The following is a 25,823-nucleotide window of genomic DNA, read 5'->3' as shown; positions in this document are numbered from 1 at the left end:
GCTACCGTTTCTTCCTCTTTGATACCTCTTCAAAAAGGAAGTGTAGTGGAAATCACGGTTGAGATTTTGTTGGCCTTATTTTTGGTTGCGACTGCCGCAGGCTTTATTGATGCGATGGCTGGTGGGGGGGGGCTCATTACGCTCCCTGCGCTTTTGGCTGCGGGGTTGAGTCCGACTCAAGCTCTAGCAACCAATAAGTTACAAAGTTCGTTTGGCAGTTTCTCTGCTAGCTGGTATTTCGTGCGTAACGGTATTGTCAGCTTAAAGGAAATGCGTTTTGCGATACTCTGCACTTTTATAGGCGCTGCAATCGGTGCCGAGGCTGTGCAGTTTATTGATGCTAGCGTACTCACCAGTTTGATCCCTGTTCTTTTGATAGCCATTTCCCTCTATTTTTTACTCGCGCCAAGTACGCGAAAAATCGATGGAGAACCAAAGTTATCTGAAGCGATGTTTGCGCTATGCATTGGTGGCGGAATCGGTTTCTATGATGGCTTTTTTGGCCCTGGGACTGGATCTATTTTTACTGTTTGTTTTGTTGCACTAGGTCACTTTTCTTTGGTCGAAGCCACTGCTAGAACCAAAATTCTCAATTTCACGTCAAACATTGCGGCACTACTCTTTTTTATCTTCGCTGGGTTGCCCGTGTGGAAGCTTGGCTTAACCATGGCTGTTGGCGGTTTTCTTGGTGCTCAGTTAGGAGCGAAGGTCGTGGTAAGTAAAGGACAAAAATGGATTCGTCCTCTAGTTATAGTGATGTCGATGCTTATGGCAACGAAACTTCTTTGGCAACAACATCAGCAATGGATTCTGTCAGTGCTTTAACTCGTTCGCTACGATATGTGCTGTGACGTAAGCAGATATGTATTGGTCGAACTAACTGATCTAGCTCTTCAAAGTCATAGCAGAACTTAGATGTGATATTAAGTGTCGTTAGGATAGATTTAGGGATTAAAGCGGGAGCCACACCTCCCAAAGCCAGTTGTGCTGCCGCAGTATACGAATCCATTTCCATCAAAGGTTCGATTCCGTGTTTGGATAAAATAGCTTGTTGATATGTGTTGGCAGGGTTAGTTAAGTCATTGGTCAAAATAGCTTTAGGTAGTTGTGAAAGTGAATGTCGACTGACAATTGAGAAAGGTTCATCGGCGAGGTGAAGGCTCATTAATCCATGATGAGGTGGTAGATAGCCAGCGCAAAATCCCAATGTTGCTTTGCCTGATTTCACATTCTCAATAATGCGTGGCGTATGATTGGTCGATATTCGTATGTACTGATCATGGGCAAAGTGTTCTGCCATGATCATGCTGAGGTATCCCGCCACTAAGGTTTCAGAGCAGTCCATTTTGATTAAAGAAGTATCTTCTATTTGTTGTTGATCGTGGATTTTTCCTCTTAACTCATTGAACGTGGGTTCTATTGTGTTTATGAGGGCAAGGCCATCGGAGGTCAGCTTTATGTGCCGACCATTCGGCTCTATCAATTTTTTTCCTAACTTCTTCTCTAGATTTGAAATACGTTTACTCACGGCAGATTGACTAATATAGAGTTGACTGCCTGTGCGGCTCATGGTTTTTTCTTTACTGAGGACAAGTAACGTTTCAATACCTTCAAGCAACATAATGATTAATGAAAGTTAGGAATGGTTGAGATAATTTAGCGAATTGCCCAAGAATTGGCGAATCAAATGAGCATAAATGAGAGGAGCCGACACTTGGTCGACTCCATGGTGAGTGATGTTGTTGGTGTTTAACGGTTAATGGCGAAAGTTGGCAGGGATAGATGCCAACGAATCGCACCGAGACGTATAATGAGCGTTGAGATTACACCAGCGAGTAAAGCCGTTGAGTGGTCATAACCCATGTTTACCGCCATCGTATGGAAGATGCCGCCAATAATACATGCCGTAGCATAGACTTCACTTCTTAATACCATAGGAACTTCGCGAGCCAGCACGTCTCGTATAATGCCACCGCCACAGCCAGTAATAACCCCCATTATCACCGCGACCATCCCAGAAGCATTGTAGGCGAGTGCCTTTTCTACTCCTATTCCCACAAATACAGCGAGACCGATGGCATCACAAACGGGTAATACCCACCATGAGAGTCGCTTGGGTCTTCGAATAACAAGCATGGTTAGTAGACACGTAACAAATATCACCCATAAGTAAGTCGTATCTGTTATCCAAAATACGGGAGTGGCACCAAGCGCCATGTCTCGGATTGTTCCGCCACCTATAGCAGTCACACTGCCGAGCACGATAACGCCGAATGGATCCATTTTTAAACGGCCCGCCAGTAATACGCCAGAGATGGCGAAAACAGCGGTACCGAACAAATCGATCATATAAAGCAGCATGGAGTCCATGTTACTTAGTACCTTTAAATAGTGTGAGAAAAAATGGGCGGAAATTGTACGGTATTTGCCACGAAATCGTTAGCGTTTTTGACGAACGCTTTTAAAGTGCTCACACACTTCCTTGATCGCGTTCAATGTGCGTGGTGTCGGACGGTTAATCCAATCAGAGTTTAGGGACCAGATGTGTTTGTTTTTAAGGGCAAGAAGCTCATTACTCCACTCAGCCCACATACCATCGTTACTCATTGCGTGACGAGAAGTAAAAATAACCTCTGGCTGGCGAGTAATGACTTGTTCGATGCTAACTTGAGGATAAGGCGCGCTGGATGCGGCGAAAATGTTCTCACCACCGCAAAAAGTAAAGACTTCACTTGGCCAGTTCTTTCCAGCGACAGTGATGATAGGCTTTTCACTCAACTGATAAAAGTAACGAACTTTCTCGTTCGTGTTGTACTGTTCTTTTAGTGTACTCAGCTGCGTTCTAAAATCTTCAGCGGCCTTTTTTCCTACTTGTGGAGTTTCGCTGTATTGGCTGAGTTGCTCGATATTATTGGCGATATCTTCTAATGAACCTGTAGTGGAGTAATAGATAGGAATACCGAACTGTTTAATTTTCTCCAACTCTTTAGCGGGGTTTCCGGCTGGCCAAGCAATCACTAAGTCCGGTTGAAGAGCAATAATGCGCTCTAATTTAATTCCTTGATAATTTGAGACTCTTTCTAGCTGCTTTGCCTGTTCTGGATAATCGCTCATTTCGCTGACAGCAACAAGCTGGTCTCCTAGCCCTGCAGCAAAGGCAATTTCGGTGGCATGTGGAGCTAAACTTATAATGCGTTGAGCGGGTTGAGCGACGGTCGCTGTCGAAACAAACAGCGTTAATGCGAAGCATAATTTATTCATCATAATCCTTGATAAATTATTCCTAAAAGCAAACTTTGGATTGCGATCCAAGCCAGGACGCGCCAAACGAGCAGCGTATGTATTTGTGAAAGGTGAATAGCCGATGGCGCAATGCGCCCACCGATTTTTGCGCGCTCTGCACGCACACCTTGATAGATAGCAGGGCCGCATAAAGACAGTTGTAGTTTGTGTCCGATAGTACATAACACCCAACTAGGTCCTGGTAAGGGCCAAGACTTCGCTTGCTGTTGTATTCCAGAGAGCACATTACTTGTATTCTTTCCGGCAGCTAAAAGTATGGCAAAGAGACGAAGTGGAATAATATCCAGAGTAGCAACCAGTTGAACCACAGGTTTACCAAAGGGCAAATATTGGCGTCGGCTAGGGGACCACACTCGCGCTAATTCTGTTGTGAGTCGATACATTAACGCACCAATACCACCTGTTAGTGCGTACCAAAATAGCACACCGATCACGTTGCGGCTGTATGCCATAATCAGGGTTTCTGAGCCAGCTTTACCTATGCCAACGAGCGAGAGGCTACCAGTATCGCGATTAAGATATGGTTGCAGTAATGCTCGACATTGGGCTTTGTCTTCCGAAGAGATACTTGTGACGAGCTGTTTCGTTAACGTTTCGCTGTTGCGCCAGTCTAGCGCAAGGATCAATAGAACCAGTTCATATAAAGGGATTTGCCAAACAAATGGCTTTACTGCAATCAGTAATATCAAGCAAGGAAACAGCATCAAGCCTAATGCAAGACTGCCTGAGATTACACTCTGTGAGTAATTGTGATTATTGTTCACTTTGTTAGCTAGCTGCTCTGCTAGCTTTCGCCATAAAGTGATGGGGTGCGCTGAATGGGGGATTGGCACTAAAAGGTGCAAGATCAGTGCACCCCACATAATGAGGAGCGCACCGTTGGCATAAAATGACTGAAAAACTTCTTCCATGAATGAGTCGTTTACTTAATGAGTTCCAGCATTTTGAATACCATTTCGGAAGAGCTTTTTGCTGCTAGAGGCAGGAACTCATCAAAGCTCATTGGTGATTCTTTATCAGCGACATCAGAGATTGCACGCACAACAACAAACGGTGTGTTGAATTGGTGACAAGTTTGAGCGATAGCAGATGCTTCCATTTCTACAGCGATAACTGACGGGAAGTGTTTACGAATAAACTCTTGACGCTCAGCAGTACAAACAAACGCATCGCCAGTACAAATTAGGCCGCGAACCGCATGAGTGTTTTCCATTTGTGCTAGGGCTTTTTCGGCTAAGTCCATTAGCTTGTCATCCGCTTTGAATGCAGCTGGTTGACCGGCCATTTGGCCAATCTCATAACCAAAAGCGGTTACGTCTGCATCGTGATGACGAACTTCTGTAGAGATAACTACATCGCCAAGGTTTAAGCTTGAATCGAAACCGCCAGCAGAGCCTGTGTTAATCACAACGTCTGGTTGGTATTCATCAAGAAGGATTGTCGTGCCCACTGCCGCTGCAACTTTACCGATGCCCGATTGTAGTACGACGACTTCAACATCGTTAATTTGACCAGAGAAAAACGTACAACCTGCTTTATTTACAGTTTTGCAGTTTGTAATTGCTTGCTTCAGGATGGTCACTTCTTGTTCCATCGCACCGATGATACCAACTTTCATAACACTCTCTTTAGGTAAATATTTTAGTTGGCCGAGAGTATAGCACTCCCCGTTGGCAGTTTTCTATTTGATGAGCTTAGCTTGAGTGAGCTTTTCTCGTAATTGATCGGCGCGCTTTCTGTTTACGCCAAAATCAGAGTAGCCCACACGAGATTCCGAGCGCACAATCAGTTGGTCTCCTGCTATTTTTAGTTCGAGGTCATCCACGAAGCGCATGATTTTAGATGTGCACTCGATACGAAGGTAGTTGCTTTCTTTCACCGCGGTTTTCGCGCCTGGCAGTTCAAGCGCAACTTGCTCAATAGCGTCGATGTTCGCTGAATCCACTAAGATGAATGGCGTTAGGTTGTATTTTTCTCGCGTGTCTTGGGTGGAGACGCAGTTTGGTTTGTCACCACAAGGTGATTGAGAACGATCCGTCATGGTTGTGACTCCTTGGCTACAAGCGGTTAAGCCGAGCAAAGTAATGGAAAGGAGAGCGGCTTTTTTCATTGGTTTTATCCCTTATCATAGGAATTTAATTATATGTAATAAAAGAAAAAAGGATCCAATAGTAGGATCCTTTTTGAGACGTTAACAGTGATTAAACTTCGAGGTAATCGAGAATGCCTTCTGCCGCTTTTCGTCCTTCATCAATTGCGGTTACGACAAGATCAGAACCTCGTACCGCATCGCCACCCGCGAAGATCTTTTCGTTGCTGGTCTGGAACTGGAACTCTTGCTTAGCTGGGGCTTTGATACGACCCCATTGATCCAAATCGACATCAAACGGTGCTAACCAGTCCATTTTGTGCGGCTGGAAACCAAACGCCATGATAACAACGTCTGCTGGTAGAACGTGCTCGCTGCCTTCAACGGGCTCTGGACGTCGGCGACCCGCTTCATCAGGTTCACCAAGTGCGGTTTTCACCACTTTGACCCCCGAGACTTTGCCTGACGCATCCACTTCAACTCCCAAAGGCTGAAGGTTGAACATGAACTTCACGCCTTCTTCCTTTGCGTTTTTTACCTCGCGACGAGAGCCCGGCATGTTGGCCTCATCACGACGATAAGCACAAACTACGTTGGAGGCACCTTGGCGAATTGAGGTACGAACGCAGTCCATTGCTGTATCACCACCACCCAGTACGACGACTTTCTTTCCTGCCATATCGATAAAGGGTTGGTTACTCTCAAGATCCATGACTTTGTAGGTGTTCGAAACTAAAAATGGCAGCGCGTCATACACACCCGGCGCATCTTCATTATCTAGACCTGCACGCATGTATTTATAGGTGCCAACGCCCAAGAAAACAGCATCGTATTCATCAAGCAGCTCTTGCATTTGGACATCTTTGCCTACTTCCATGTTCATGCGGAACTCGACGCCCATTTCAGTGAACACACGGCGGCGGTTTTCCATCACGCCTTTTTCAAGCTTGAAGGAAGGAATACCGAAGGTCAGAAGGCCTCCAATTTCAGGGTAGCGGTCAAACACGACTGGCTTAACGCCATTGCGCACTAGGATATCCGCGGCAGCCAAGCCAGCTGGGCCTGCTCCAATGATTGCAACCTTTTTATCGGTCCACTCCACCTTGGACATATCTGGCTTCCAGCCCATTTCAAACGCTTTGTCGGTAATGTACTTTTCTATGTTACCGATGGTGACGGCACCAAAGTCATCATTAAGCGTGCATGAACCTTCACATAGGCGGTCTTGAGGACAAACGCGCCCACATACTTCCGGTAGGCTATTGGTTTGATGCGATAGTTCAACCGCTTCAAGAATACGACCTTCATTGGCAAGTTTTAACCATTGAGGGATGTAGTTGTGGACTGGGCATTTCCATTCACAATATGGGTTGCCACAATCTAAGCAGCGATCCGCTTGTGCAGTCGCCTGTTGTTTAGTGAACGGTTCATAGATTTCAACGAACTCGATCTTACGAACTTTTATAGGCTTTTTCGCAGGATCTACACGCTGCACATCGATAAATTGATAAACGTTCTGGCTCATGATTCAAACATCCTCCATGATTACTGTGCTTGAACACGCAGCTCTGCGGCACTGCGGCTCTGGTGACCAAGTAGCGTGCGAAGATCTGCCGCTTGTGGTTTCACCAAATAGAACTTTGGAATCCATTCATCAAAGTTCGCCAAAATATTTTCTGCATGACTCGACCCTGTTTCTTCAAGGTGTTCCGCAATTAGGCCACGCAAATGTTCTTGGTGGATGTAAAGATCGGACAATGAGATGGCTTCGACAGACTCAGTATTAACTCGACCTTCAAAGCTTTGGTTCTCATCCAGAACATAGGCAAAGCCTCCAGTCATACCCGCGCCAAAGTTCACACCTGTCGCACCAAGAATGGCAACAATACCGCCAGTCATGTACTCACAAGCGTTATCGCCAGCACCTTCAATGACGGCTATCGTACCTGAGTTTCGTACGCCGAAACGCTCACCTGCTTTACCGGCTGCAAATAGTTTACCGCCGGTCGCGCCGTACAGGCAGGTGTTACCAATGATAGTTGCTTCATTGCATTTAAATGCGGTGCCAAGGTGAGGTTTGATAACCACTTTACCACCCGCCATGCCTTTGCCCACGTAGTCGTTCGCATCGCCCGTGAGGTAAAGCTCTACACCACCTGCGTTCCAAACACCAAAGGACTGACCTGCGGTGCCGTCAAGATAGATTTTGATAGGGGAAGCCGCCAATCCTTGGTTGCCATAGCGTTTTGCTATTTCGCCAGATAAGCGTGCACCAACAGAACGATCAGTGTTGATGACATTGTAGAAGAAACTTGCCGATTGACCGTTTTCGACCGCATGCATGGCATCATCAATGATCTTTTGGTTGAGCTCAGCTTTATCAAACGGTTTGTTTGGCTCTGTCCAAAATAGCGGATGACCCTCAGGTGATACTGGAGCTTCTAGAATATTGGATAGATCCAGCTTGGTCTGTTTCGCTGTAAATCCCTCTACTGCCTCAAGTAAATCGGTACGACCAATCAAGTCCGTCAGCTTTTCAACGCCAAGTTCTGCGAGTAATCCGCGCACTTCGTCTGCCAGGCCGATGAAGTAATTCATCACCATTTCTGGTAGACCTTTGAAGTATTCTTTACGCAGTGTCTCGTCTTGAGTCGCAACCCCAGTTGCACAGTTGTTGAGGTGACAAATTCGTAGGAACTTACAACCCATAGCGACCATTGGCGCAGTACCAAAACCGAAGCTTTCTGCACCTAAAATTGCGGCTTTAACTACGTCTAAACCAGTCTTTAGACCACCGTCTACCTGTAGGCGGATCTTATGACGCAGACCATTAGCTACCAGTGCTTGTTGTGTTTCTGCCAACCCCAACTCCCAAGGGCTACCAGCGTATTTTACCGAAGTTAATGGGCTTGCTGCGGTACCACCGTCGTAACCCGAAATGGTAATAAGATCAGCGTAAGCCTTGGCTACGCCCGTTGCGATGGTGCCGACACCTGGCTCGGAGACGAGTTTTACCGAAACCAGCGCATTCGGGTTGACTTGTTTAAGGTCGAAGATCAGCTGGGCCAAATCTTCAATCGAATAGATATCGTGGTGCGGAGGAGGGGAGATCAGAGTCACGCCTTGTACCGAATAACGCAGTTTTGCGATTTCTGCGGTGACTTTGTGTCCTGGTAGCTGTCCACCTTCACCCGGTTTCGCACCTTGTGCCACCTTGATTTGCAGTACATCCGCATTAGTTAGGTAATGCGGCGTTACACCAAATCGGCCAGAAGCAATCTGTTTGATACGTGAGTTACGCTCAGTACCGAAACGGCGAGGATCTTCACCGCCTTCACCCGAGTTAGAGTAACCACCAAGACGGTTCATCGCCGTTGCAAGTGCTTCATGCGCTTCTGGGCTAAGTGCGCCAATGGACATTGCCGCTGAGTCAAAGCGTTTGAACAGTTCAGTGCGTGGTTCTATTTGCTCAAGTGGCAGCGGTGAGTCTGATTTTTTCAGCGACATTAAGTCACGCAGCATGGCAACAGGGCGTTGGTTTACCTGCTTAGCAAAGCTCTGATAGTCGTTACTTTCGCCAGATTTAACGGCCTGTTGCAGCGTGCCAACGACATCCGGGTTGTAAGCATGATACTCACCTCCATGGACGTACTTTAACAAGCCGCCATGATCAATCGATTTGCGTTTCGCCCATGCTTTACGAGATAAGTTTGTAAGATCTTGCTGGAAGTCGTCAAAATTCGCGCCTTCAATTCGAGTTGTGACGCCTTTAAAACACAGATCGACCACATCTTGGCTCAAGCCAACTGCTTCAAACAGTTGTGAGCAGCGGTAAGAGGCGATGGTTGAGATCCCCATTTTCGACATGATCTTGTACAGGCCTTTGTTGATGCCGTATTGGTAGTTTTGCATCACATCGCGGTAGTCTTTCTCTAGTGCTTTATCATCAATCAGTTTACCTAACGCTTCATAAGCAAGGTATGGGTAAACCGCAGTGGCACCAAAACCAAGCAAGACGGCAAATTGGTGTGGATCACGGGCTGTTGCGGTTTCGACAACAATGTTGGCATCGCAACGTAAGTTCGCGTCAATCAGACGAGTTTGAACGGCGCCGACTGCCATTGCTGCCGGAATTGGTAACTTACCTTTGATCAAGGCTCTGTCCGAAAGCACCACTAAAACCGTGCCTTCACGAACGACTTGCTCTGCTTGCTCACACAGATCATCAATGGCTTGTTTGAGATCTTTCTGTTGTGGATCGTAGTTGATATCGAGAATGGTATTACGGTAATGATCGTCACTCAGCTCTAGTAGTTGCTGCATGTCTGAATAGAGCAGTACTGGAGAATCAAAGGTTACACGATGCGCGTGGCCATCGGTTTCACAGAAGACGTTCATCTCTTGGCCGATGCTGGTCGCCAGCGACATGACGTGTTTCTCACGCAGCGGATCGATTGGTGGGTTGGTGACCTGCGCGAACTTCTGACGGAAGTAATCAGTCACCAAGCGCTCTTTCGAAGAAAGAACCGCCATCGGGGTGTCATCACCCATCGAACCGACGGCTTCTTGCCCCATATCACCGAGGACACGCAATACTTGATCGACTTCTTCATTGCTCATGGCAAACTGCTTTTGATAAGTCTTAAGCAAGTCTTCATCAAAGCTGCGCTCACCTACTTGATCTTCAGGCAGCTGAGAGAACGGTGTTAGTTTGCGAACGTTGTTCTCCATCCATTCGCGATAAGGGTGACGAGATTTCAGGTCATTATCGATCTCGCTAGACTGCCAAAGCTTACCTTTACGAGTGTCGATGACGAGCAATTCCCCCGGACCTACACGACCTTTTTTGGCAACTTCATCTGGGGCGTAATTCCAAATCCCTACCTCAGATGCCAGAGTGATCAACTTGTCTTTGGTAATTACATAACGAGCTGGACGCAGACCGTTTCGGTCTAGGTTACAAGCAGCATAACGACCATCGGACAGTACGATACCTGCTGGACCATCCCATGGTTCCATGTGTTTGGAGTTGAAATCGTAAAACGCACGCAAATCCGGATCCATGTCAGGGTGGTTTTGCCATGCTGGCGGCACAAGCATACGCATGGCACGGAAGATATCCATGCCGCCAGCTAAAAAGAGATCTAGCATATTATCTAAGCTAGACGAGTCTGATCCTGTCTCGTTCACAAACGGTGCTGCAGTTTGTAGGTCAGGCAGCAGTGGTGACGAGAACTTATAAGCACGAGCGCGTGCCCATTGTCGGTTACCTTCAATGGTATTGATCTCACCATTATGAGCAAGGTAGCGGAACGGTTGAGCTAATGGCCAACGCGGTTGAGTGTTGGTAGAGAAACGCTGGTGGAACAGACAGATAGCAGATTCCATACGTAGATCGGCAAGATCAAGATAAAAGCGCGGTAAGTCCGCAGGCATGCATAGGCCTTTGTACACCAAAACTTGAGTCGACAAGCTACAGATGTAGAAATCCGGATCTTCGGTGATTTGTTTCTCGATGCGACGGCGTGCGATGTAGAGACGACGTTCAATGTCACGCTCGCGCCAACCTGCCGGTGCAGAGATAAAGACTTGCTGAATATTTGGAAGCGAGTTGGCCGCAATTGGACCGAGTACTTCTGAATTAGTTGGTACTTCACGCCAACCAGCCACAGTTAGCGTCTCTTGCGCCAGTTCTTTGTTGACGATGTCTTTAGCGAGTTGAGCTTTGACTGGATCTTGGTTGAAGAAAATCATCCCTACGGCGTATTGCTTGCCAAGGTTGAAACCATTTTCTTCGGCAATAAGACGTAAATAGGAATCGGGCTTTTGTAATAGAAGACCACAACCATCACCAGTTTTACCATCGGCGGCGATACCACCACGGTGAGTCATGCGGTCAAGTGCAGAAATTGCTGTACGTACCAGCTTGTGGCTTTGTTCGCCTTCCATATGCGCGATCAAGCCAAATCCACAGTTGTCTTTCTCAAGACTTGGATCATAAAGAGCCATTGCAATTCTCCCTTTGCTTATCCGTCATCCCGACAGATATATCAACACTGCTTACGTTGATATCGATGACTAACTATGCGTCATCTTTATAGCTTTATGTATAATTATTCAGTAAAAGTTGTGAAATATTTAACATTTTTTGAGTGTTTTATTTTCATCAACTTCACAAGCTATAGCTTATTGTAAAAAAGGTCAAGTTATTAGTGGATCATCACGTGAATATGCGATTTACCATTTAATAAGCTAAAATAGTTTAATAATTTCAAATAGATAGAAAATTGATTGTTACAAAAAAGTAACATTTGATTCTGTGGGAGATAAAAAAGACCAGCATAAAATGCTGGTCAAAATAGAAAGATTGGAAGGAATTGTTTTCTTTCTTCACCGATAGCCATCGATATTGCTGATGGCTATTAGGCAATTGAAAGAGAGAAGCATGACTGCTTCGTTAAGCAGAAAGCATCAGTGAATCTGCTTTTGCTTCTAGGTTTGTGCCACCCATTAAGTAATCATCGATAGCACGGGCACATTCACGGCCTTCGTTGATACAACGAACCACCAAAGATTGGCCTGTTCGCATATCACCAGCAGCAAATACACCTTCTTGGTTTGTAGCAAAACCTTGAGTTGCTACGTTACCACGATCATCTAGCGCGATATCCAGTTGAGCAAGTACGCCCGTTGGTTCAGGATGAAGGAAGCCCATCGCTAGGAATGCCATATCACATGGAATCACCCGCTCGCTGCCTTCAACTTCTTTAAAGCCTGGACGCTCGCCAGGTTTCGCCTCTTCCCAAACGATATCAGCCAAACGAAGACCAGTAACTTCACCTTTGTCGTTACCGATGAACTCTTTAGTTAGGATGTTCCAGTGACGATCAACGCCTTCTTCATGAGATGTCGAAGTACGTAGGATCATCGGGTACTGTGGCCAAGGCATATTGGCAGGACGCTTTTCTGGTGGAATCGGCATGATTTCCACTTGAGTTACACTTGCTGCGCCGTGACGGTTTGATGTTCCCACACAGTCTGAACCCGTATCACCACCACCGATAACCACAACATGTTTACCCGCAGCGTGAATTTCTTCCGTTTTCAGGTCCATGTTATTGGCGCGACGGTTGTTTTGACCTAGGAATTCCATCGCGAAGTGAACGCCTTTTAGTTCACGACCCGGAACGGGCAAATCACGAGGAACGGTTGAACCACCCGTTAGTAGAACCACATCGAACTCTTGACGCAACTGCTGAGCATTCACATCAACACCAACGTGTTGGTTTACTTTAAACTCAATGCCAGCTTCTGCCATTAGATTGATCTTGCGATCAATGACTTCCATGCTCAGTTTAAAGTCTGGGATACCAAAACGTAGCAGACCGCCCACTTTCTCGTCTCGCTCGAATACTGTCACGGTATGGCCTGCGCTGTTTAGCTGCTCAGCAGCCGCAAGACCAGCAGGTCCAGAACCAATGATCGCCACCGTTTTACCAGTGCGAGAACGTGGCGTTTTTGGCTTGGCGTACCCTTCACGATACGCCGTTTCTACGATGGTTTTCTCGATATTACAGATAGTGATTGGGTCTTGGTTGATGCCAAGTACACAAGCACTTTCACATGGAGCAGGGCAAACACGACCAGTGAACTCTGGGAAGTTATTGGTTGAGCTTAGAATGTTCCATGCTTCTTCCCAGCTATCACGATAAACCGCGTCGTTAAATTCTGGGATGATGTTACCGATAGGGCAGCCGTTATGACAAAACGGCACACCACAATCCATACAACGAGAAGCCTGAGTATTGATCTTGTCACCAAACTCCTCGTTCAGAACGAACTCTTTGTTGTTCTTGATGCGTTCAGCTGGGTCGATCTTCTGTGGTAGTTCACGACCATGCTCTAAAAATCCAGTAGGCTTACCCATTATACGGCCTCCACTTGAGTTTCGTTTCCTTGAGACAGTGCTTCAGCTTTGCGTTTTTGAAGAACCGCTTTATAGTCACGCGGCATTACCTTAGCCATAGAGGCTAGGCTAGCTTCAAAATTGTCTAGGAAAGACTGAGCGACTTCACTTCCTGTGAATTGAACATGCTTAGTTAGCATGTCGAGTAATAGATCTCTGTCTTCTTGCTCGATTGGATCTAGGTCTACTAGCTCTGGGTTCAGTTTCGACTCAAAGTCACCTGATTTATCCCATACGTATGCCACGCCGCCACTCATACCTGCGGCAAAGTTACGACCTGTTGAACCTAGGATAATTGCTGCACCGCCCGTCATGTATTCACAACCGTGGTCACCGACGCCTTCTACTACTACTTTCGCGCCTGAGTTACGAACACAGAAACGTTCACCAGCCATACCGCGAATGAAAGACTCACCCGAAGTTGCACCGTAGAAACACACGTTACCAACCACGATGTTGTCTTCCGCGACAATACTTGATTTTGCATCTGGGTAAAGTACTAAGGTACCGCCAGATAAGCCTTTACCCCAGTAGTCGTTCGCGTCGCCTTCCACTTCGAACTTCACGCCCTTAGCTAGGAATGCACCGAATGACTGACCCGCAGAACCTTTGAACTTCACGTTCATTGGCTGAGGTAGACCCGCATCTTTGTACACTTTCGAGATTTCGTTCGACAACATGGTACCTGCAGAGCGGTCCGTGTTGACGATAGGGAACTCGGCATTCACCGCTTCGCCTTTCTCTAGTGCAGGAATCGCTGCTTGAATCAGCTTACGGTCTAGCACTTCTTCTAGGTTGTGGTTCTGTTGAGCTTGGTTGAATACACCATCAGCTTCACGTGGTTGCTCAACGTGGAGAACAGGAGACAGATCTAGGTTCTTGTATTTCCAGTGAGAAATGTCTTGGCGGATCTTCAGTTTCTGACCTTGACCGACCATTTCATCGATAGTGCGGAAGCCAAGCTCAGCCATGATTTCACGTAGACCTTGTGCCATGTATTGGAAGAAGGTAACGACGTCTTCTACGCGGCCATCAAAGCGCTCGCGAAGCGTCTTGTTCTGAGTCGCGATACCAACAGGACAAGTGTTCTTATGACACTTACGCATCATGATACAACCTTCAACCACTAATGCTGCGGTTGCTACGCCCCATTCTTCTGCACCAAGTAGTGTTGCCACTGCAAGGTCGCGAGGTGTCTTCATCTGACCATCTGCTTGAACCACGATACGGTTACGTAGACCGTTCTTCAGTAGCGTTTGGTGCGTTTCTGCCAAGCCAAGTTCCCAAGGAAGACCGGTATGGCGGATTGAAGACATTGGTGATGCACCTGTACCGCCGTCGAAACCTGCGATTAGTACAACGTCCGCTTTCGCTTTCGCTACACCAGAAGCGATCGTACCTACGCCTGCTTCTGATACCAGCTTCACGTTTACACGGCCTGCGCGGTTCGCGTTCTTCAAGTCGTAGATAAGCTGAGCCAAATCTTCGATTGAGTAGATATCGTGGTGTGGTGGTGGAGAGATAAGGCCAACGCCCGGAGTCGAGTGACGCGTTGCACCGATCCAGTCATCTACTTTATCGCCTGGTAGCTGACCACCTTCACCTGGCTTCGCACCTTGAGCCATTTTGATTTGCAGCTCTTCAGCGTTAGTTAGGTAGTAAGAGGTTACGCCGAAACGACCTGAAGCCACCTGCTTGATTGCAGAGCGTTCCCAATCGCCGTTCTCTTTGCGCTCGAAACGCATTGGGTCTTCACCACCTTCACCAGAGTTCGATTTCGCGCCAAGACGGTTCATCGCAACAGCTAGTGTGGAGTGTGCTTCGTAAGAAATAGAACCGAATGACATAGCGCCCGTCGCGAAGCGTTTCACGATGCTTTCAATTGGCTCGACGTCGTCGATAGAGATAGAACCAGCGGGGTTCTTAATGAACTCAAGTTGGCTACGCAGGGTTACCGCGTTGTCACCTTGCTTATCTACAGCAGTCGCGTATTGCTTGAACTGATCGTAGTTCTTGTTGCGCGTAGACTCTTGCAGTAGAGAAATGGTTTCTGGGTTGAATAGGTGCTTCTCACCACGCTGTTTCCATTGGTAAACACCACCAACATCCAGCATTTGAATTGGGATTTCGCGTTGTGGGTAACCGATGCGGTGACGGATAAGTACTTCTTTGGCGATATCATCAAGGGTTAGACCTTGGATACGAGAAACCGTCCCTGTGAAGTATTTGTCGACCACGGATTTGTGGATACCCAATGCTTCGAAGATTTGCGCACCATGATACGACTGTAGCGTAGAGATGCCCATCTTCGAGAAGATCTTCAGAAGACCGCCATTGATCGCTTTACGGTAGTTGTTGAACAGATCGCGAGGGTTCGCTTCTGGATCCAACTTCTTCGTACGTTGAAGTTCAATGATGGTTTCAATCACTAGGTAAGGGTTAACCGCATTAGCACCGTAACCAAGTAGCGTTGCAAAGTGGTGCGTTTCACGCGCGTCACCAGTTTCAACCACGATGTCACACTTCGCACGTAGACCTTTACGGATCAAGTGGTGGTGTACTGCGCCAACTGCCAGCATTGCTGGGATCGCCGCGTGGTTTGAATTCACTGCGCGGTCAGTGAGTAGGATGATTGAATAACCATCGATAACCGCGTCTTCTGCGTATTGGCAGATACGTTTTAATGCACGCTCAAGTTTGCCTTGATCTTCACTAGCTTGGAATACGATATCCAACGTTTTCGCTTGTAGGTGCTCGTTATCGATCGCACGCAATTTTTCAAGCTCAGAGTTGGCTAGAACAGGCGATTCCAATTCTACTTTCTGACAGTGAAGTGGTGTTTCAGTCAGAAGGTTTTGGTCTTTACCCAAGTAAGTGTTCAGCGACATAACCATGCGCTCACGGATCGGGTCGATCGGTGGGTTAGTTACTTGTGCAAACAGCTGCTTGAAGTAGTTTGAAAGGTGCTGAGATTGATGAGATAGAACCGCAAGAGGCCAGTCGGCACCCATTGCTGATAATGGTTCTTTCGCGTCATTCGCCATTGGAACGATGATTTCGTTCACTTCTTCAGTGCTTACGCCAAACGCTTGTTGGCGGTGTAGAAGGTGTTCTGGCTTAGGTTGGCTGAACTGGTTGCTCGCATCTGGCAGCTTCTTCAAGCTCAGTAGGTTTTCTTCTACCCACTTCTCGTAAGGCTGTGCCGTTGCGATGGTGTCTTTCACTTCTTCATCAGAGATGATTCGACCTTGTTCTAGGTCTGCAACGAAGATACGACCTGGCTGTAGGCGACCACGGAACTCTACGTTCTCTGGTTCAATATCCACAACACCAGATTCAGATGCCATCACTAGGAAGTTATCTTTGGTCACTGTGTAGCGAGAAGGGCGCAGACCGTTACGGTCTAGTGTCGCACCAACTTGAACACCATCAGTAAAACATACTGAAGCTGGACCATCCCATGGTTCCATAATGTTCGCGTGGTACTGATAGAACGCGCGACGTTTAGGATCCATGTTTTTGTTTTCTTGCCATGCTTCTGGGATCATCATCATCAATGCGTGTGGCAGGCTGCGACCAGAAAGAACTAGGAGCTCAAGTGCCATGTCAAAGTTAGATGAATCTGAGCTGCCTTCCTGACAGATTGGAAGAAGCATGTCGATTTCAGCCTGAGTAAACAGGTCTGATTCTAGAATTGCTTCACGGGCTTTCATCCAGTTCAAGTTACCGCGAACTGTATTGATTTCACCGTTGTGGGCAATGTAACGGAAAGGCTGTGCAAGACGCCATTTCGGGAAGGTATTGGTAGAGAAGCGAGAGTGTACCAGTGCTAGTGCAGTCACCATGGTCGGGTTTTGCAGATCAAGGAAGTACTGAGGTACTTGCTCGGTCGTTAACTGACCTTTGTACACCAATGTCTTGTAAGACATTGAGTTAATGTAGAAGTCGTCACCAATGTTCGAAACGCTTTCTAGGCAAACACGTACAGTGTAGTTACGAAGTACGTACAGTTTGCGCTCTAGCTCTTCAGGTGTGATGCCAGGGCCACCAGAGATAAACACATGCTCAAACTGAGGTTCTGTGCTTAGTGGGTCTGCACCGATCATTGAGTTATCGGTTGGCAATACGCGGTAGCCGATAACTTCAAGGTCTAGACGTTGTGCATTACGTTCTAGAATGTCACGGCATTGCTCGCGTTTGTATTCGTCTTTCGGGAAAAGAACGACACCAACACCATACTTTTCAAACGAAGGCAGTTTAATGCCTAGCTTAACGGCTTCTTCTAATAGGAATTCATGAGGTTTTTGTAGCAAGATACCCGCACCGTCACCGCTGCATGGGTCACAACCTTGACCACCACGGTGTTCCATGCGAGCCAGCATATCCAATGCTTGAGTCACTACTTCATGAGATTTACGGTTTTTAAGGTGAGCAACAAAACCGATACCACAAGCGTCATGCTCCAGTTCCGGAGTGTACAGACCCTGTGGATTTTGCTCTCTATCTACCATAGATACATCCTTCCAGTTCAATGTCGACGCAAAAAGTACCGGGCAGCAAATACTACCTAGACTATTGATTACGTCTTGTCCTTTATATTTATTATCGCCACCGATCTAGGTTGACCGGTCTTGATTCCTTTCCGTATCTCGCAGGAAAAGTTTTGCGAGAAAAACAATCCTTGGTGGTATCCCTTTATTTATTATCACTATTCAGTGATTTATATAGGTAGGAGTGGGATAACACCGACAAATCCCGCAGTGTGCTTTGTAATAAAAGTCACAAAAATAACGGGGTTGTGTAAGTATCCTACAATTTTGTCACTTCAGAATGCAATGAAAAAGTCGGCGTTGTGACCCAATTTTTTCGTTTAATTATGCATTTTTAGTTTAACATTTACGCAACATGAACGATTTTTGTCTTTAATTATGCAAGTTTATTGATTTTGACCCGCATGATGGGTGTTTGAATTGATTAATATTGTGTGTTTTTTCTTGCAGGGATGTAATTTATTTACACAGATCGTAGTGAGATTGATTACGATTTATTGATGGTGAGAATTTATGCAGTTACATGAGTTGGTCAATACAATCGGCCAAGATCTTCAGCGTCGATACGGTGAAAAGGTTCATAAGTTAACATTGCACGGTGGATTTAGTTGCCCTAACCGCGATGGCACGATTGGTCGGGGAGGATGTACATTTTGCAATGTAGCTTCGTTTGCAGATGAAGAAGTCCAGATAAAAAGCATTCACGGACAGTTAAAAGATCGCGCAGGTGAAATTCACAGAGCGAAGAAGTATCTCGCTTATTTTCAGGCCTACACCAGTACCTATGCAGAAGTACAAGTTCTCAAAAACATGTATGAGGAAGCACTAAAGGCTGCAGACATGGTTGGTCTTTGTGTGGGGACGCGTCCTGATTGCGTCCCTGATGCGGTATTGGATTTACTGTCGGGCTATGTACAGCAAGGTTATGAAATTTGGCTAGAACTAGGTCTTCAAACCGCCAACAATGACACCCTAAAACGTATCAATCGTGGTCATGACTTTGAGTGCTACGCAGAAATCACCAAACGCGCTCGTGCTCTGGGCATTAAAGTGTGTACCCATCTGATCGTTGGTTTACCGAAAGAAACTCGCGACGACAACTTTGAAACGATGCGTAAAGTGCTCGAAGTTGGCACCGATGGCATTAAGCTACACGGTTTGCACATTGTTGAAGGTAGCACCATGGCGAAAGCTTGGCGTGCTGGAAAGCTAGAAGCCCCTGAATTAGAAGAATATGTTGCGATCGCCAGTGAAATGATTCGTATGACACCACCAGATGTGATTTATCATCGCGTTTCATCAGCAGCCAGGAGGCCCACGTTATTATCGCCTCTGTGGTGTGAAAACCGTTGGCTAGCGATGACGGAAATTGGTCGAGATCTCAGTGCTCATGGTGCTCAAGGGAGCCTTACGGGGAATGCCTTTATCTATACTAAACCGGAATTAATAGCAGATCGCTCAATAAATAACTGATATATTTTAACCAGTGTTCTTTGAAGGTTTAAACGATGGATCAGTTACTCAATTGGCTTTGGGGTGGTCAAGGCGGTTATGGCTATGTCGTCTTGTTATTAATCGCAGGCGTGTGCGCGTTAGCACTGATCTATTTGCACTTTCAGACGTCACTTAAGCAACTAGTAACGGATTCTCCCTATCCAGTCATAGTGGTGGACACTAGCCATGCTCAGCTCTTGCTATCTAACCGGGCTGCGATGCAGTTATTAGGCATTCGCTCTTTGGGAACGGGATATTTGTATCCTGCTTTATTCGATATTCATGAGCTTGAGCAGTTTCTCGATCGCTTCTCTAGTCGTCATTTTCGTCAGCAGGCTTTTGACTGGCGACTATCTGATAGTGAATCTATTAAAGTGGAGCTGTCAGGCAGAAAGAGTTTATTGCGCAATCATCGAGTTTGGATTCTTTATGCTCAGCCATATCAAGCCACTCACCAAGAGCAGCAACAAGAACTTGCCCAATTAATCATCGCACGTTCGGCATTAGACTCACTTTCAGAGCTGATTTGTACCCAAGACCGCCAAGGCAATCTGTTAACGACCAATCGAGCATTTGATCAATTCTGGCAAGGGCGAAGGGAAGAAGCTTGCGCATCCAAGACCTTGGGTGAGATGACCAGAAAAAGCGAACGTAAATGGACAACGGATCCACAAGGTCGAAGTTGCTTACTGGAAGTCAATCAAAACTCTCTTGTTTCGCCGAGTGGTGAGCTTATCGGTACGCTGTCTATTAGTCATGACGTGACTGAATGGCACAAGATGCAACAGAATCTGCGAGATGAAATGGAGCGTCGCAAAGATACAGAGGTGGCGCTAGCGCAAAGAGATACTATCTTACAAACGATTCTGGATGCCAGTCCGGACTCTATTGGTATTTTCAATGAGAACATGGTCTATCAAGCGTGTAATCAGCCTTTTGTTAAGGCGTTAGGAATTTCAAAAATTTCTGATTTGATAGGTAAGCGCCTCCAAGACGTGATTCCTAAAGAGATGTACGCGCGCTTAGCAGACAGTGACTTAGAAGCATTACGCCAGTTAGAGCCAGTTCGATACATAGATAAAGTCGTGAGTAGTGATGGTAAAAGTACGTGGTTTGATGTGGTGAAATCGCCTTTTAAAGATAAAGCATCAGGAACGAATGGTGTGCTGATCATGGCGCGTGATATTTCTGAGCGTTATCTTGCAGAACAAAAGTTGGAAAAAGCCAACCTAGAGTTAGAAAAATTGAGCTTTATGGATAGCTTAACTCAAGTATCGAACCGACGCCGTTTCGATGAACAACTGCAGGTATTGTGGTACCACCATGCTAGAGAAAAGCTGCCGCTCACCATCATGTTATGTGACATCGACTTTTTCAAAGATTACAACGACTGTTACGGTCACCAACAAGGTGATGAAGCGTTAGTCAGTGTTGCTACCGTGTTTACACAAGTCATCAATCGTTCTTCGGATTGTGTTGCGCGTTATGGTGGCGAGGAGTTTGGTTTTATCTTGCCGAATACCACCACGGAAGGTGCGCGCAACGTAGCACAGCGTATTCATGAGAAAATTCTACAGCTTGATATGGAACACGACAGTTCAGAAGCATCTGAACGCCTTACCGTCAGTATCGGTCTGGTCTCTTACATTCCTCAGCATGGTGATGAACCCGAAATGGGCATCGCTATGGCTGACAGTGCGTTATATCAAGCTAAAGCTGATGGACGTAATCGCACTTGTATTCACCCCAGTTCTTGCTAACGCTTTGTGACCGCTTGCTCTAAGTTGATAGCTGATTGTTTAAATCACCGTATTAAACACGTTAAACTTACACAAGCCTGTGCGCTCGTTGGTTTATCTTTTTATCTCGTATCACAAGAGCAGATCGCACCGTGTGTTTTTCACTAATCAAACAGACCTAAATTGCGTTAGGTCGAGTGCATTTACCTGTTTTTCATCATCGAATGGCGCTATCTAGCCACCACCATGGAGTAGTTAATGAAACCCATGAAAAATCTCGCCCAGTATTATGTCGACTTGCTAGTCAAACTGGGGATTGTTCGCTTCTCTATTTTGCTAGCCCTTGCGCTGGTGGCATTAGCTGTTGTGGTGCAGGTAGGGATTACTTTAGCTCTCAAAGGGCGAGTAGATGATATCGACATTGTCCGTTCGGTGTTTTTTGGTCTATTGATCACCCCTTGGGCGGTTTACTTCCTCTCTGTGGTTGTCGATCAACTAGAAGAGTCTCGCCAGCGTTTAACTAAGCTGGTGTCCAAACTGAAGGACATGCGTTCGCGAGATCAAGAGCTGAATTACCAACTTCAACAAAACATTGAAAAGCTTAACCAAGAAATTGAAGAGCGTATTAAAGCGGAAGAAGCACGTGAAGAGGCGATGCAAGACCTCGAAAATGAGGTGTTCCAACGCGAACGTACTCAATTAGAGTTGGCAGAACGTACCGCATTACTGCGTTCATTTATTGATGCCTCACCAGACTTAATTTACTACCGCAATGCGGATGGTGTTTTCTCTGGCTGTAACCGCGCGATGGAAGAGCTAACGGGCAAGAAAGAGCACCAGTTAGTCGGATTAAGCCCTTGGGATGTGTATAGCAAAGAAATCGCCGAGCATATCGTTGATACTGACCAAAAGGTTTTTGCCGATAATCAAGCAATTACTTACGAGCAATGGCTCGAATACCCAGATGGTCGCAAGCATTACTTTGAGCTGCGTAAAGTGCCATTTTACAGCAAAGATGGCCGCCACCTTGGTCTCGTTGGGTTCGGTCGTGATATCACTGAACGTAAGCGCCATGAAGAGTCGTTAGAGAAAGCAAGCCGCGACAAAACTACCTTCATCTCAACCATCAGTCATGAGCTGCGAACGCCGCTGAATGGCATTGTAGGCTTAAGTCGTATGCTTCTAGATAGTCCGTTGACAGAAGAGCAGCGTAAACACATGCAGACCATCAATGTGAGTGCGATTACTCTAGGTAACATCTTCAACGATATTATCGATATGGATAAATTTGATCGCCGTAAGTTAGAACTATTACCTGCGCCACTTAACTTCGAAGACTTCGTCGCAGAGATTGAGAGTATCTCAGCTCTGATGGCGGAACAAAAAGGGTTACGCTTTGACTTAGAACGTTTAAGCGACTTGCCAAAAGCAATTGAAGTGGATGCAACCCGTCTACGTCAGGTGATTTGGAACTTGGTCAGCAACGCAATGAAGTTCACCAAGGAAGGTGGCGTTGTGATGACAGTGAGCGCGGATGTCGAAGACGATTTTGCGACCATTATTATGGAAGTGGAAGACACAGGTATTGGTATCCCAGACGAAGAGCTAGATAAGATCTTTGCGATGTACTACCAAGTGAAATCAGGCAAGGACAACCTGCATGCGGTCGGTACAGGTATTGGTTTGGCGGTATCTAAGCAACTGATCAATATGATGGATGGTGACATTACGGTTACCAGTGAGGAAGGCTTTGGTAGCACTTTTACTGTATCGATCCACGTTCCGATTGTTGAACTAGCTGAGCCAGTCATTGATGCGAAACGCGACAATGTGCGCCTCAACATATTTATGGTCGAAGACATCGAGCTTAACGTAACTGTGGCTAAATCGTTACTAGAGAGCCTAGGGCACTCTGTCACCGTGGCAATGACGGGCCAAGAAGCGTTAGTGAACTTTGTGCCAGAAAAATACGACTTAGCGTTGTTGGATATCCAACTGCCTGATATGACGGGCTTTGATGTCGCCAATTATTACCGCAAGCATTATAACAATCTTCCTCCATTGGTCGCCTTAACTGCTAATGTAATGAAAGATCGTCGTGAATACTTAGATAACGGCATGGATGATGCGATCAGTAAGCCGCTGGCAGTGAATGCTATTCAGTCAGTGATTGATAAATTCTTCGCTCACCAGTTAGAACAACCTAAGGAAGTGGTGAGCGGTCCCGAAACAGTGGAAGAGCCAGTGCCTTCTCCTGTGATTGAGACACATTTGCTCGATATGGATATGTTAGAGTCTTACGTCGACATTGTTGGTGCAAAACCTGTCTACGACAGCATAAAAATGTTTGAAGATATGATGCCAGACTATATCGATGTCTTAGATTCGAACATGACAGCGAAAGATCAAGATGGGATTGTTTCTGAAGCGCATAAAATCAAAGGTGCTGCAGGTTCAATTGGCCTGAAACGTATCCAAAGTGTGGCGCAAAAAGCGCAATCGCCCGATATGCCAGCATGGTGGGAAAACATTTCAGACTGGGTTGAAGAGATCAAAAATGAATACCAAAACGATATTCAAGTCCTCAAAAGTTGGTTGGAACAAAGGAAATAACATGAAAAGAATCGCACCATTGGCATTAGCCATGGCATTGATGGCAGGCTGTAGTTCCGTTCCAAATGTGAATTGGCAACAAAACAGTCAGATTACGATTAATGAGGTTAATGTTGAGCTCAAAAGTAATTTATGGGTGAACCTCATGCCGAATATTGGGGACGTGGAAGAGCAAAGTATTCAAGGTGCACTTTACCTCGAAGGAGATCAGTTACTTCCTGCAAATCTAACGGCAGAAGCTCTTATTATTAAACAGGGGCAAAAAGAGTGGTTGGTGGACAGTGCGTCTTTAGATACTCGAACGCACAGTGAAAGCCGATGGGAGGTGGCGTTCTCGTCTCACATTGATGTGAACACAGAAAAATCGGTTGATATCGCAGTGCTTCTAGACGATGCGGGTAAACAGCGTTGGTTAGTCGAAAAGTACGTGAAGATTAACAAGGTTTATTAACCGCAATGATGTTGCATTAGTCGTTAGACCTAAAACAAAAAGGGCTTGCTCAATGAGCAAGCCCTTTGCATATTAGCGGTTAAATCTAGTCTTCTAGATCGCCACAGAAGCGGTAACCTTCGCCGTGGATAGTGGCGATGATTTCTGGCGTACCTGAAACAGACTCAAAGTGCTTACGGATACGACGAATCGTTACGTCTACAGTACGGTCGTGTGGCTTAAGTTCACGACCAGTCATCTTCTTAAGAAGATCTGCACGAGTTTGAATCTTACCCGGGTTCTCACAGAAGTGCAGTAATGCGCGGAACTCAGAGCGAGGTAGCTTGTAGCTATCACCAGCAGGGCTTACTAGAGAGCGGCTGTTGATGTCTAGTACCCAACCGTTGAATTCATACTTTTCTACCGAGCGCTTCTCTTCTTGCACCGCGTTAGAGCTCATTGAGCGACTAAGTAGGTTACGTGCACGAATAGTTAGTTCACGTGGGTTGAATGGTTTAGTGATGTAGTCATCTGCACCAATCTCAAGACCTAGGATCTTGTCTACTTCATTGTCACGGCCTGTCAGGAACATTAAAGCAATGTTCGCTTGCTCGCGTAATTCACGCGCTAGTAGAAGGCCATTCTTGCCTGGAAGATTAATGTCCATAATAACCAAGTTGACTGAGTTATCAGACAACACTTGGTGCATCTCTTCACCGTCACTGGCTTCAAAAACAGCGTATCCCTCTGCTTCAAAAATACTCTTAAGAGTGTTACGAGTTACTTGCTCATCTTCAACGATAAGAATCTGCGGGGTTTGCATTGGCGGTACCTAAATTTGTGACAAAATTGTGCTAATAGAATAAATTCTAGGCAAAAATATAACATACAGGTAATGTGATTTTGATAATAAATCAAGTTGATCAAAAAAACACTTCTTTCAGTTATCCGCCCTCCATGGAATTTTGCCAACTCACCAGTATCCAATGGCGACGTTTATTCTAAAGGGCTTGTTTACCTTTCATTTCCTGCTTTCAGTGGGGCCTGAAACGTAAACACCCTAAGATATTGAGCGGATTTTATATTGTTAACAGCATGCTAACAATGCTCAAATGTTAATTCCATTCAGTTTGTTGATTTATATCAATTGATGAAATGTAACTGTTATTAATCGTTTAAGACTTATGATAGAAAAAAGTAATAAGAACATAGACGCATCGTTATGGAATGCTTATTCAGAATCTTTTTTCAGATTCGAAGCCGAGTGGCGTGTTTCAAACTATGCTGTGATAACCGCTTGGAACCCATACAGTAACTTGAGGTCCAAAGAAGAGAACAGCATAAACAATCACGCGTTAGAAAAACAGCTACAGCACGTTAATTACGCGCCTGTCACGGTAGGTGATAGCGCTTTTACATGGTATGAGGAAAGCTTTGCCGTCGAGTTGTCGCTAGAGGTAGCCGTTGAATTGGCGAATGACTTTCAACAAAACGCGATTTATTACGTCATTAATGACCAACTTTATCTTATTGCGTGCTCGCAGCCGAAAGTTTTGCATACGTTAGGCTCCATTAAGCCTCGGCTCGTATAAAAGGTATAGAAAAGGATACTGCTCACTGAAGCAACGCTTGGGTGAGA

17 protein-coding genes are annotated in these 25,823 nt (G+C 46.0%); 6 read left to right on the top strand and 11 right to left on the bottom strand.

What is annotated here, in order from left to right; translation table 11 throughout:
- Window positions 1–45 precede the first annotated feature (45 nt).
- Complete coding sequence (locus tag R7P69_RS14275) at window positions 46–825, top strand: TSUP family transporter (RefSeq protein WP_005381847.1); 780 nt, start codon at window positions 46–48, stop codon at window positions 823–825.
- Here the strand turns inward: R7P69_RS14275 and R7P69_RS14270 are convergent.
- The 10 genes from R7P69_RS14270 to gltB (R7P69_RS14225) form a co-directional block, all read right to left on the bottom strand.
- Window positions 767–1,621, bottom strand: coding sequence for a LysR family transcriptional regulator (locus tag R7P69_RS14270; protein WP_005381845.1), 855 nt, complete (start codon window positions 1,619–1,621; stop codon window positions 767–769). The two genes, R7P69_RS14275 and R7P69_RS14270, sit on opposite strands and share 59 nt — an antisense overlap.
- A 128-nt stretch (window positions 1,622–1,749) precedes the next feature.
- Window positions 1,750–2,370, bottom strand: a complete 621-nt coding sequence (locus R7P69_RS14265) for a TRIC cation channel family protein (protein ID WP_005387377.1) — start codon at window positions 2,368–2,370, stop codon at window positions 1,750–1,752.
- Between the two features lie 69 nt (window positions 2,371–2,439).
- The gene (gene btuF / locus R7P69_RS14260) at window positions 2,440–3,261 is read right to left on the bottom strand and encodes a vitamin B12 ABC transporter substrate-binding protein BtuF (RefSeq protein WP_025768416.1); all 822 of its coding nucleotides are present in this window, start codon (window positions 3,259–3,261) and stop codon (window positions 2,440–2,442) included.
- Window positions 3,261–4,214, bottom strand: coding sequence for a cobalamin biosynthesis family protein (locus tag R7P69_RS14255; RefSeq protein WP_025768417.1), 954 nt, complete (start codon window positions 4,212–4,214; stop codon window positions 3,261–3,263). The genes btuF and R7P69_RS14255 overlap by 1 nt, the downstream gene beginning before the upstream one ends.
- Window positions 4,215–4,225: 11 nt before the next feature.
- Complete coding sequence (gene mtnN, locus R7P69_RS14250) at window positions 4,226–4,921, bottom strand: 5'-methylthioadenosine/S-adenosylhomocysteine nucleosidase (protein ID WP_005381837.1); 696 nt, start codon at window positions 4,919–4,921, stop codon at window positions 4,226–4,228.
- Window positions 4,922–4,984: 63 nt separating this feature from the next.
- Window positions 4,985–5,413 carry a DUF1499 domain-containing protein gene (locus R7P69_RS14245; protein WP_025768418.1) on the bottom strand — a complete coding sequence of 143 codons (429 nt, stop codon included), beginning with the start codon at window positions 5,411–5,413 and terminating at the stop codon, window positions 4,985–4,987.
- Between the two features lie 91 nt (window positions 5,414–5,504).
- Window positions 5,505–6,917, bottom strand: coding sequence for an FAD-dependent oxidoreductase (locus R7P69_RS14240; RefSeq protein WP_005381833.1), 1,413 nt, complete (start codon window positions 6,915–6,917; stop codon window positions 5,505–5,507).
- 20 nt (window positions 6,918–6,937) lie between these two features.
- Window positions 6,938–11,401, bottom strand: coding sequence for a glutamate synthase large subunit (gene gltB / locus R7P69_RS14235; protein WP_238952207.1), 4,464 nt, complete (start codon window positions 11,399–11,401; stop codon window positions 6,938–6,940).
- Window positions 11,402–11,849: 448 nt separating this feature from the next.
- The gene (locus R7P69_RS14230; protein ID WP_064353628.1) at window positions 11,850–13,319 is read right to left on the bottom strand and encodes a glutamate synthase subunit beta; all 1,470 of its coding nucleotides are present in this window, start codon (window positions 13,317–13,319) and stop codon (window positions 11,850–11,852) included.
- Complete coding sequence (gltB, locus tag R7P69_RS14225; RefSeq protein WP_017633630.1) at window positions 13,319–17,869, bottom strand: glutamate synthase large subunit; 4,551 nt, start codon at window positions 17,867–17,869, stop codon at window positions 13,319–13,321. Before gltB (R7P69_RS14225) ends, R7P69_RS14230 begins: the two co-directional genes overlap by 1 nt.
- A gap of 552 nt (window positions 17,870–18,421) precedes the next feature.
- Between gltB (R7P69_RS14225) and R7P69_RS14220 the strand changes: the two genes are divergently transcribed.
- From R7P69_RS14220 to R7P69_RS14205, 4 genes are all read left to right on the top strand, one after another.
- Window positions 18,422–19,381, top strand: a complete 960-nt coding sequence (locus R7P69_RS14220) for a TIGR01212 family radical SAM protein (protein ID WP_238952208.1) — start codon at window positions 18,422–18,424, stop codon at window positions 19,379–19,381.
- 35 nt (window positions 19,382–19,416) lie between these two features.
- Window positions 19,417–21,162 carry a GGDEF domain-containing protein gene (locus R7P69_RS14215; RefSeq protein ID WP_054728787.1) on the top strand — a complete coding sequence of 582 codons (1,746 nt, stop codon included), beginning with the start codon at window positions 19,417–19,419 and terminating at the stop codon, window positions 21,160–21,162.
- A 237-nt stretch (window positions 21,163–21,399) separates the two neighbouring features.
- On the top strand, window positions 21,400–23,754 hold the full coding sequence (arcB, locus tag R7P69_RS14210) for an aerobic respiration two-component sensor histidine kinase ArcB (RefSeq protein ID WP_005381826.1): 2,355 nt from the start codon (window positions 21,400–21,402) through the stop codon (window positions 23,752–23,754).
- A 1-nt stretch (window position 23,755) separates the two neighbouring features.
- Window positions 23,756–24,205, top strand: coding sequence for a hypothetical protein (locus tag R7P69_RS14205; RefSeq protein WP_005381825.1), 450 nt, complete (start codon window positions 23,756–23,758; stop codon window positions 24,203–24,205).
- 85 nt (window positions 24,206–24,290) lie between these two features.
- Here R7P69_RS14205 and arcA read toward each other — a convergent pair whose 3' ends face one another.
- Window positions 24,291–25,007: a two-component system response regulator ArcA gene (arcA, locus tag R7P69_RS14200; protein ID WP_005381824.1), complete on the bottom strand. Its 717-nt coding sequence runs from the start codon at window positions 25,005–25,007 to the stop codon at window positions 24,291–24,293.
- Window positions 25,008–25,368: 361 nt separating this feature from the next.
- On the opposite strand from arcA, the gene R7P69_RS14195 reads away from it, so the two are divergent.
- A complete protein-coding gene (locus R7P69_RS14195; protein ID WP_238952209.1) occupies window positions 25,369–25,776 on the top strand; it encodes a DUF3293 domain-containing protein in 408 nt (135 codons plus the stop codon).
- The last annotated feature ends 47 nt before the right edge of the window (window positions 25,777–25,823 follow it).

This window comes from Vibrio sp. 661 (genome assembly GCF_033339315.1).
GTDB lineage: Bacteria > Pseudomonadota > Gammaproteobacteria > Enterobacterales > Vibrionaceae > Vibrio > Vibrio alginolyticus.
Note: the sequence above shows the minus strand (reverse complement) of the source record. Positions and strands in the feature narration are given on the sequence as shown.

Bases quoted from the DNA above. Each gene is read 5' to 3' on its own strand.
- gltB (WP_238952207.1), bottom strand. From the start codon at position 11,401: ATGGCTCTTTATGATCCAAGTCTTGAGAAAGACAACTGTGGATTTGGC.
- R7P69_RS14255 (WP_025768417.1), bottom strand. From the start codon at position 4,214: ATGGAAGAAGTTTTTCAGTCATTTTATGCCAACGGTGCGCTCCTCATT.
- R7P69_RS14230 (WP_064353628.1), bottom strand. From the start codon at position 13,319: ATGGGTAAGCCTACTGGATTTTTAGAGCATGGTCGTGAACTACCACAG.
- R7P69_RS14245 (WP_025768418.1), bottom strand. From the start codon at position 5,413: ATGAAAAAAGCCGCTCTCCTTTCCATTACTTTGCTCGGCTTAACCGCT.
- R7P69_RS14265 (WP_005387377.1), bottom strand. From the start codon at position 2,370: ATGGACTCCATGCTGCTTTATATGATCGATTTGTTCGGTACCGCTGTT.
- R7P69_RS14270 (WP_005381845.1), bottom strand. From the start codon at position 1,621: ATGTTGCTTGAAGGTATTGAAACGTTACTTGTCCTCAGTAAAGAAAAA.
- R7P69_RS14240 (WP_005381833.1), bottom strand. From the start codon at position 6,917: ATGAGCCAGAACGTTTATCAATTTATCGATGTGCAGCGTGTAGATCCT.
- gltB (WP_017633630.1), bottom strand. From the start codon at position 17,869: ATGGTAGATAGAGAGCAAAATCCACAGGGTCTGTACACTCCGGAACTG.
- arcB (WP_005381826.1), top strand. From the start codon at position 21,400: ATGAAACCCATGAAAAATCTCGCCCAGTATTATGTCGACTTGCTAGTC.
- R7P69_RS14215 (WP_054728787.1), top strand. From the start codon at position 19,417: ATGGATCAGTTACTCAATTGGCTTTGGGGTGGTCAAGGCGGTTATGGC.
- mtnN (WP_005381837.1), bottom strand. From the start codon at position 4,921: ATGAAAGTTGGTATCATCGGTGCGATGGAACAAGAAGTGACCATCCTG.
- arcA (WP_005381824.1), bottom strand. From the start codon at position 25,007: ATGCAAACCCCGCAGATTCTTATCGTTGAAGATGAGCAAGTAACTCGT.
- R7P69_RS14220 (WP_238952208.1), top strand. From the start codon at position 18,422: ATGCAGTTACATGAGTTGGTCAATACAATCGGCCAAGATCTTCAGCGT.
- btuF (WP_025768416.1), bottom strand. From the start codon at position 3,261: ATGAATAAATTATGCTTCGCATTAACGCTGTTTGTTTCGACAGCGACC.
- R7P69_RS14205 (WP_005381825.1), top strand. From the start codon at position 23,756: ATGAAAAGAATCGCACCATTGGCATTAGCCATGGCATTGATGGCAGGC.
- R7P69_RS14195 (WP_238952209.1), top strand. From the start codon at position 25,369: ATGATAGAAAAAAGTAATAAGAACATAGACGCATCGTTATGGAATGCT.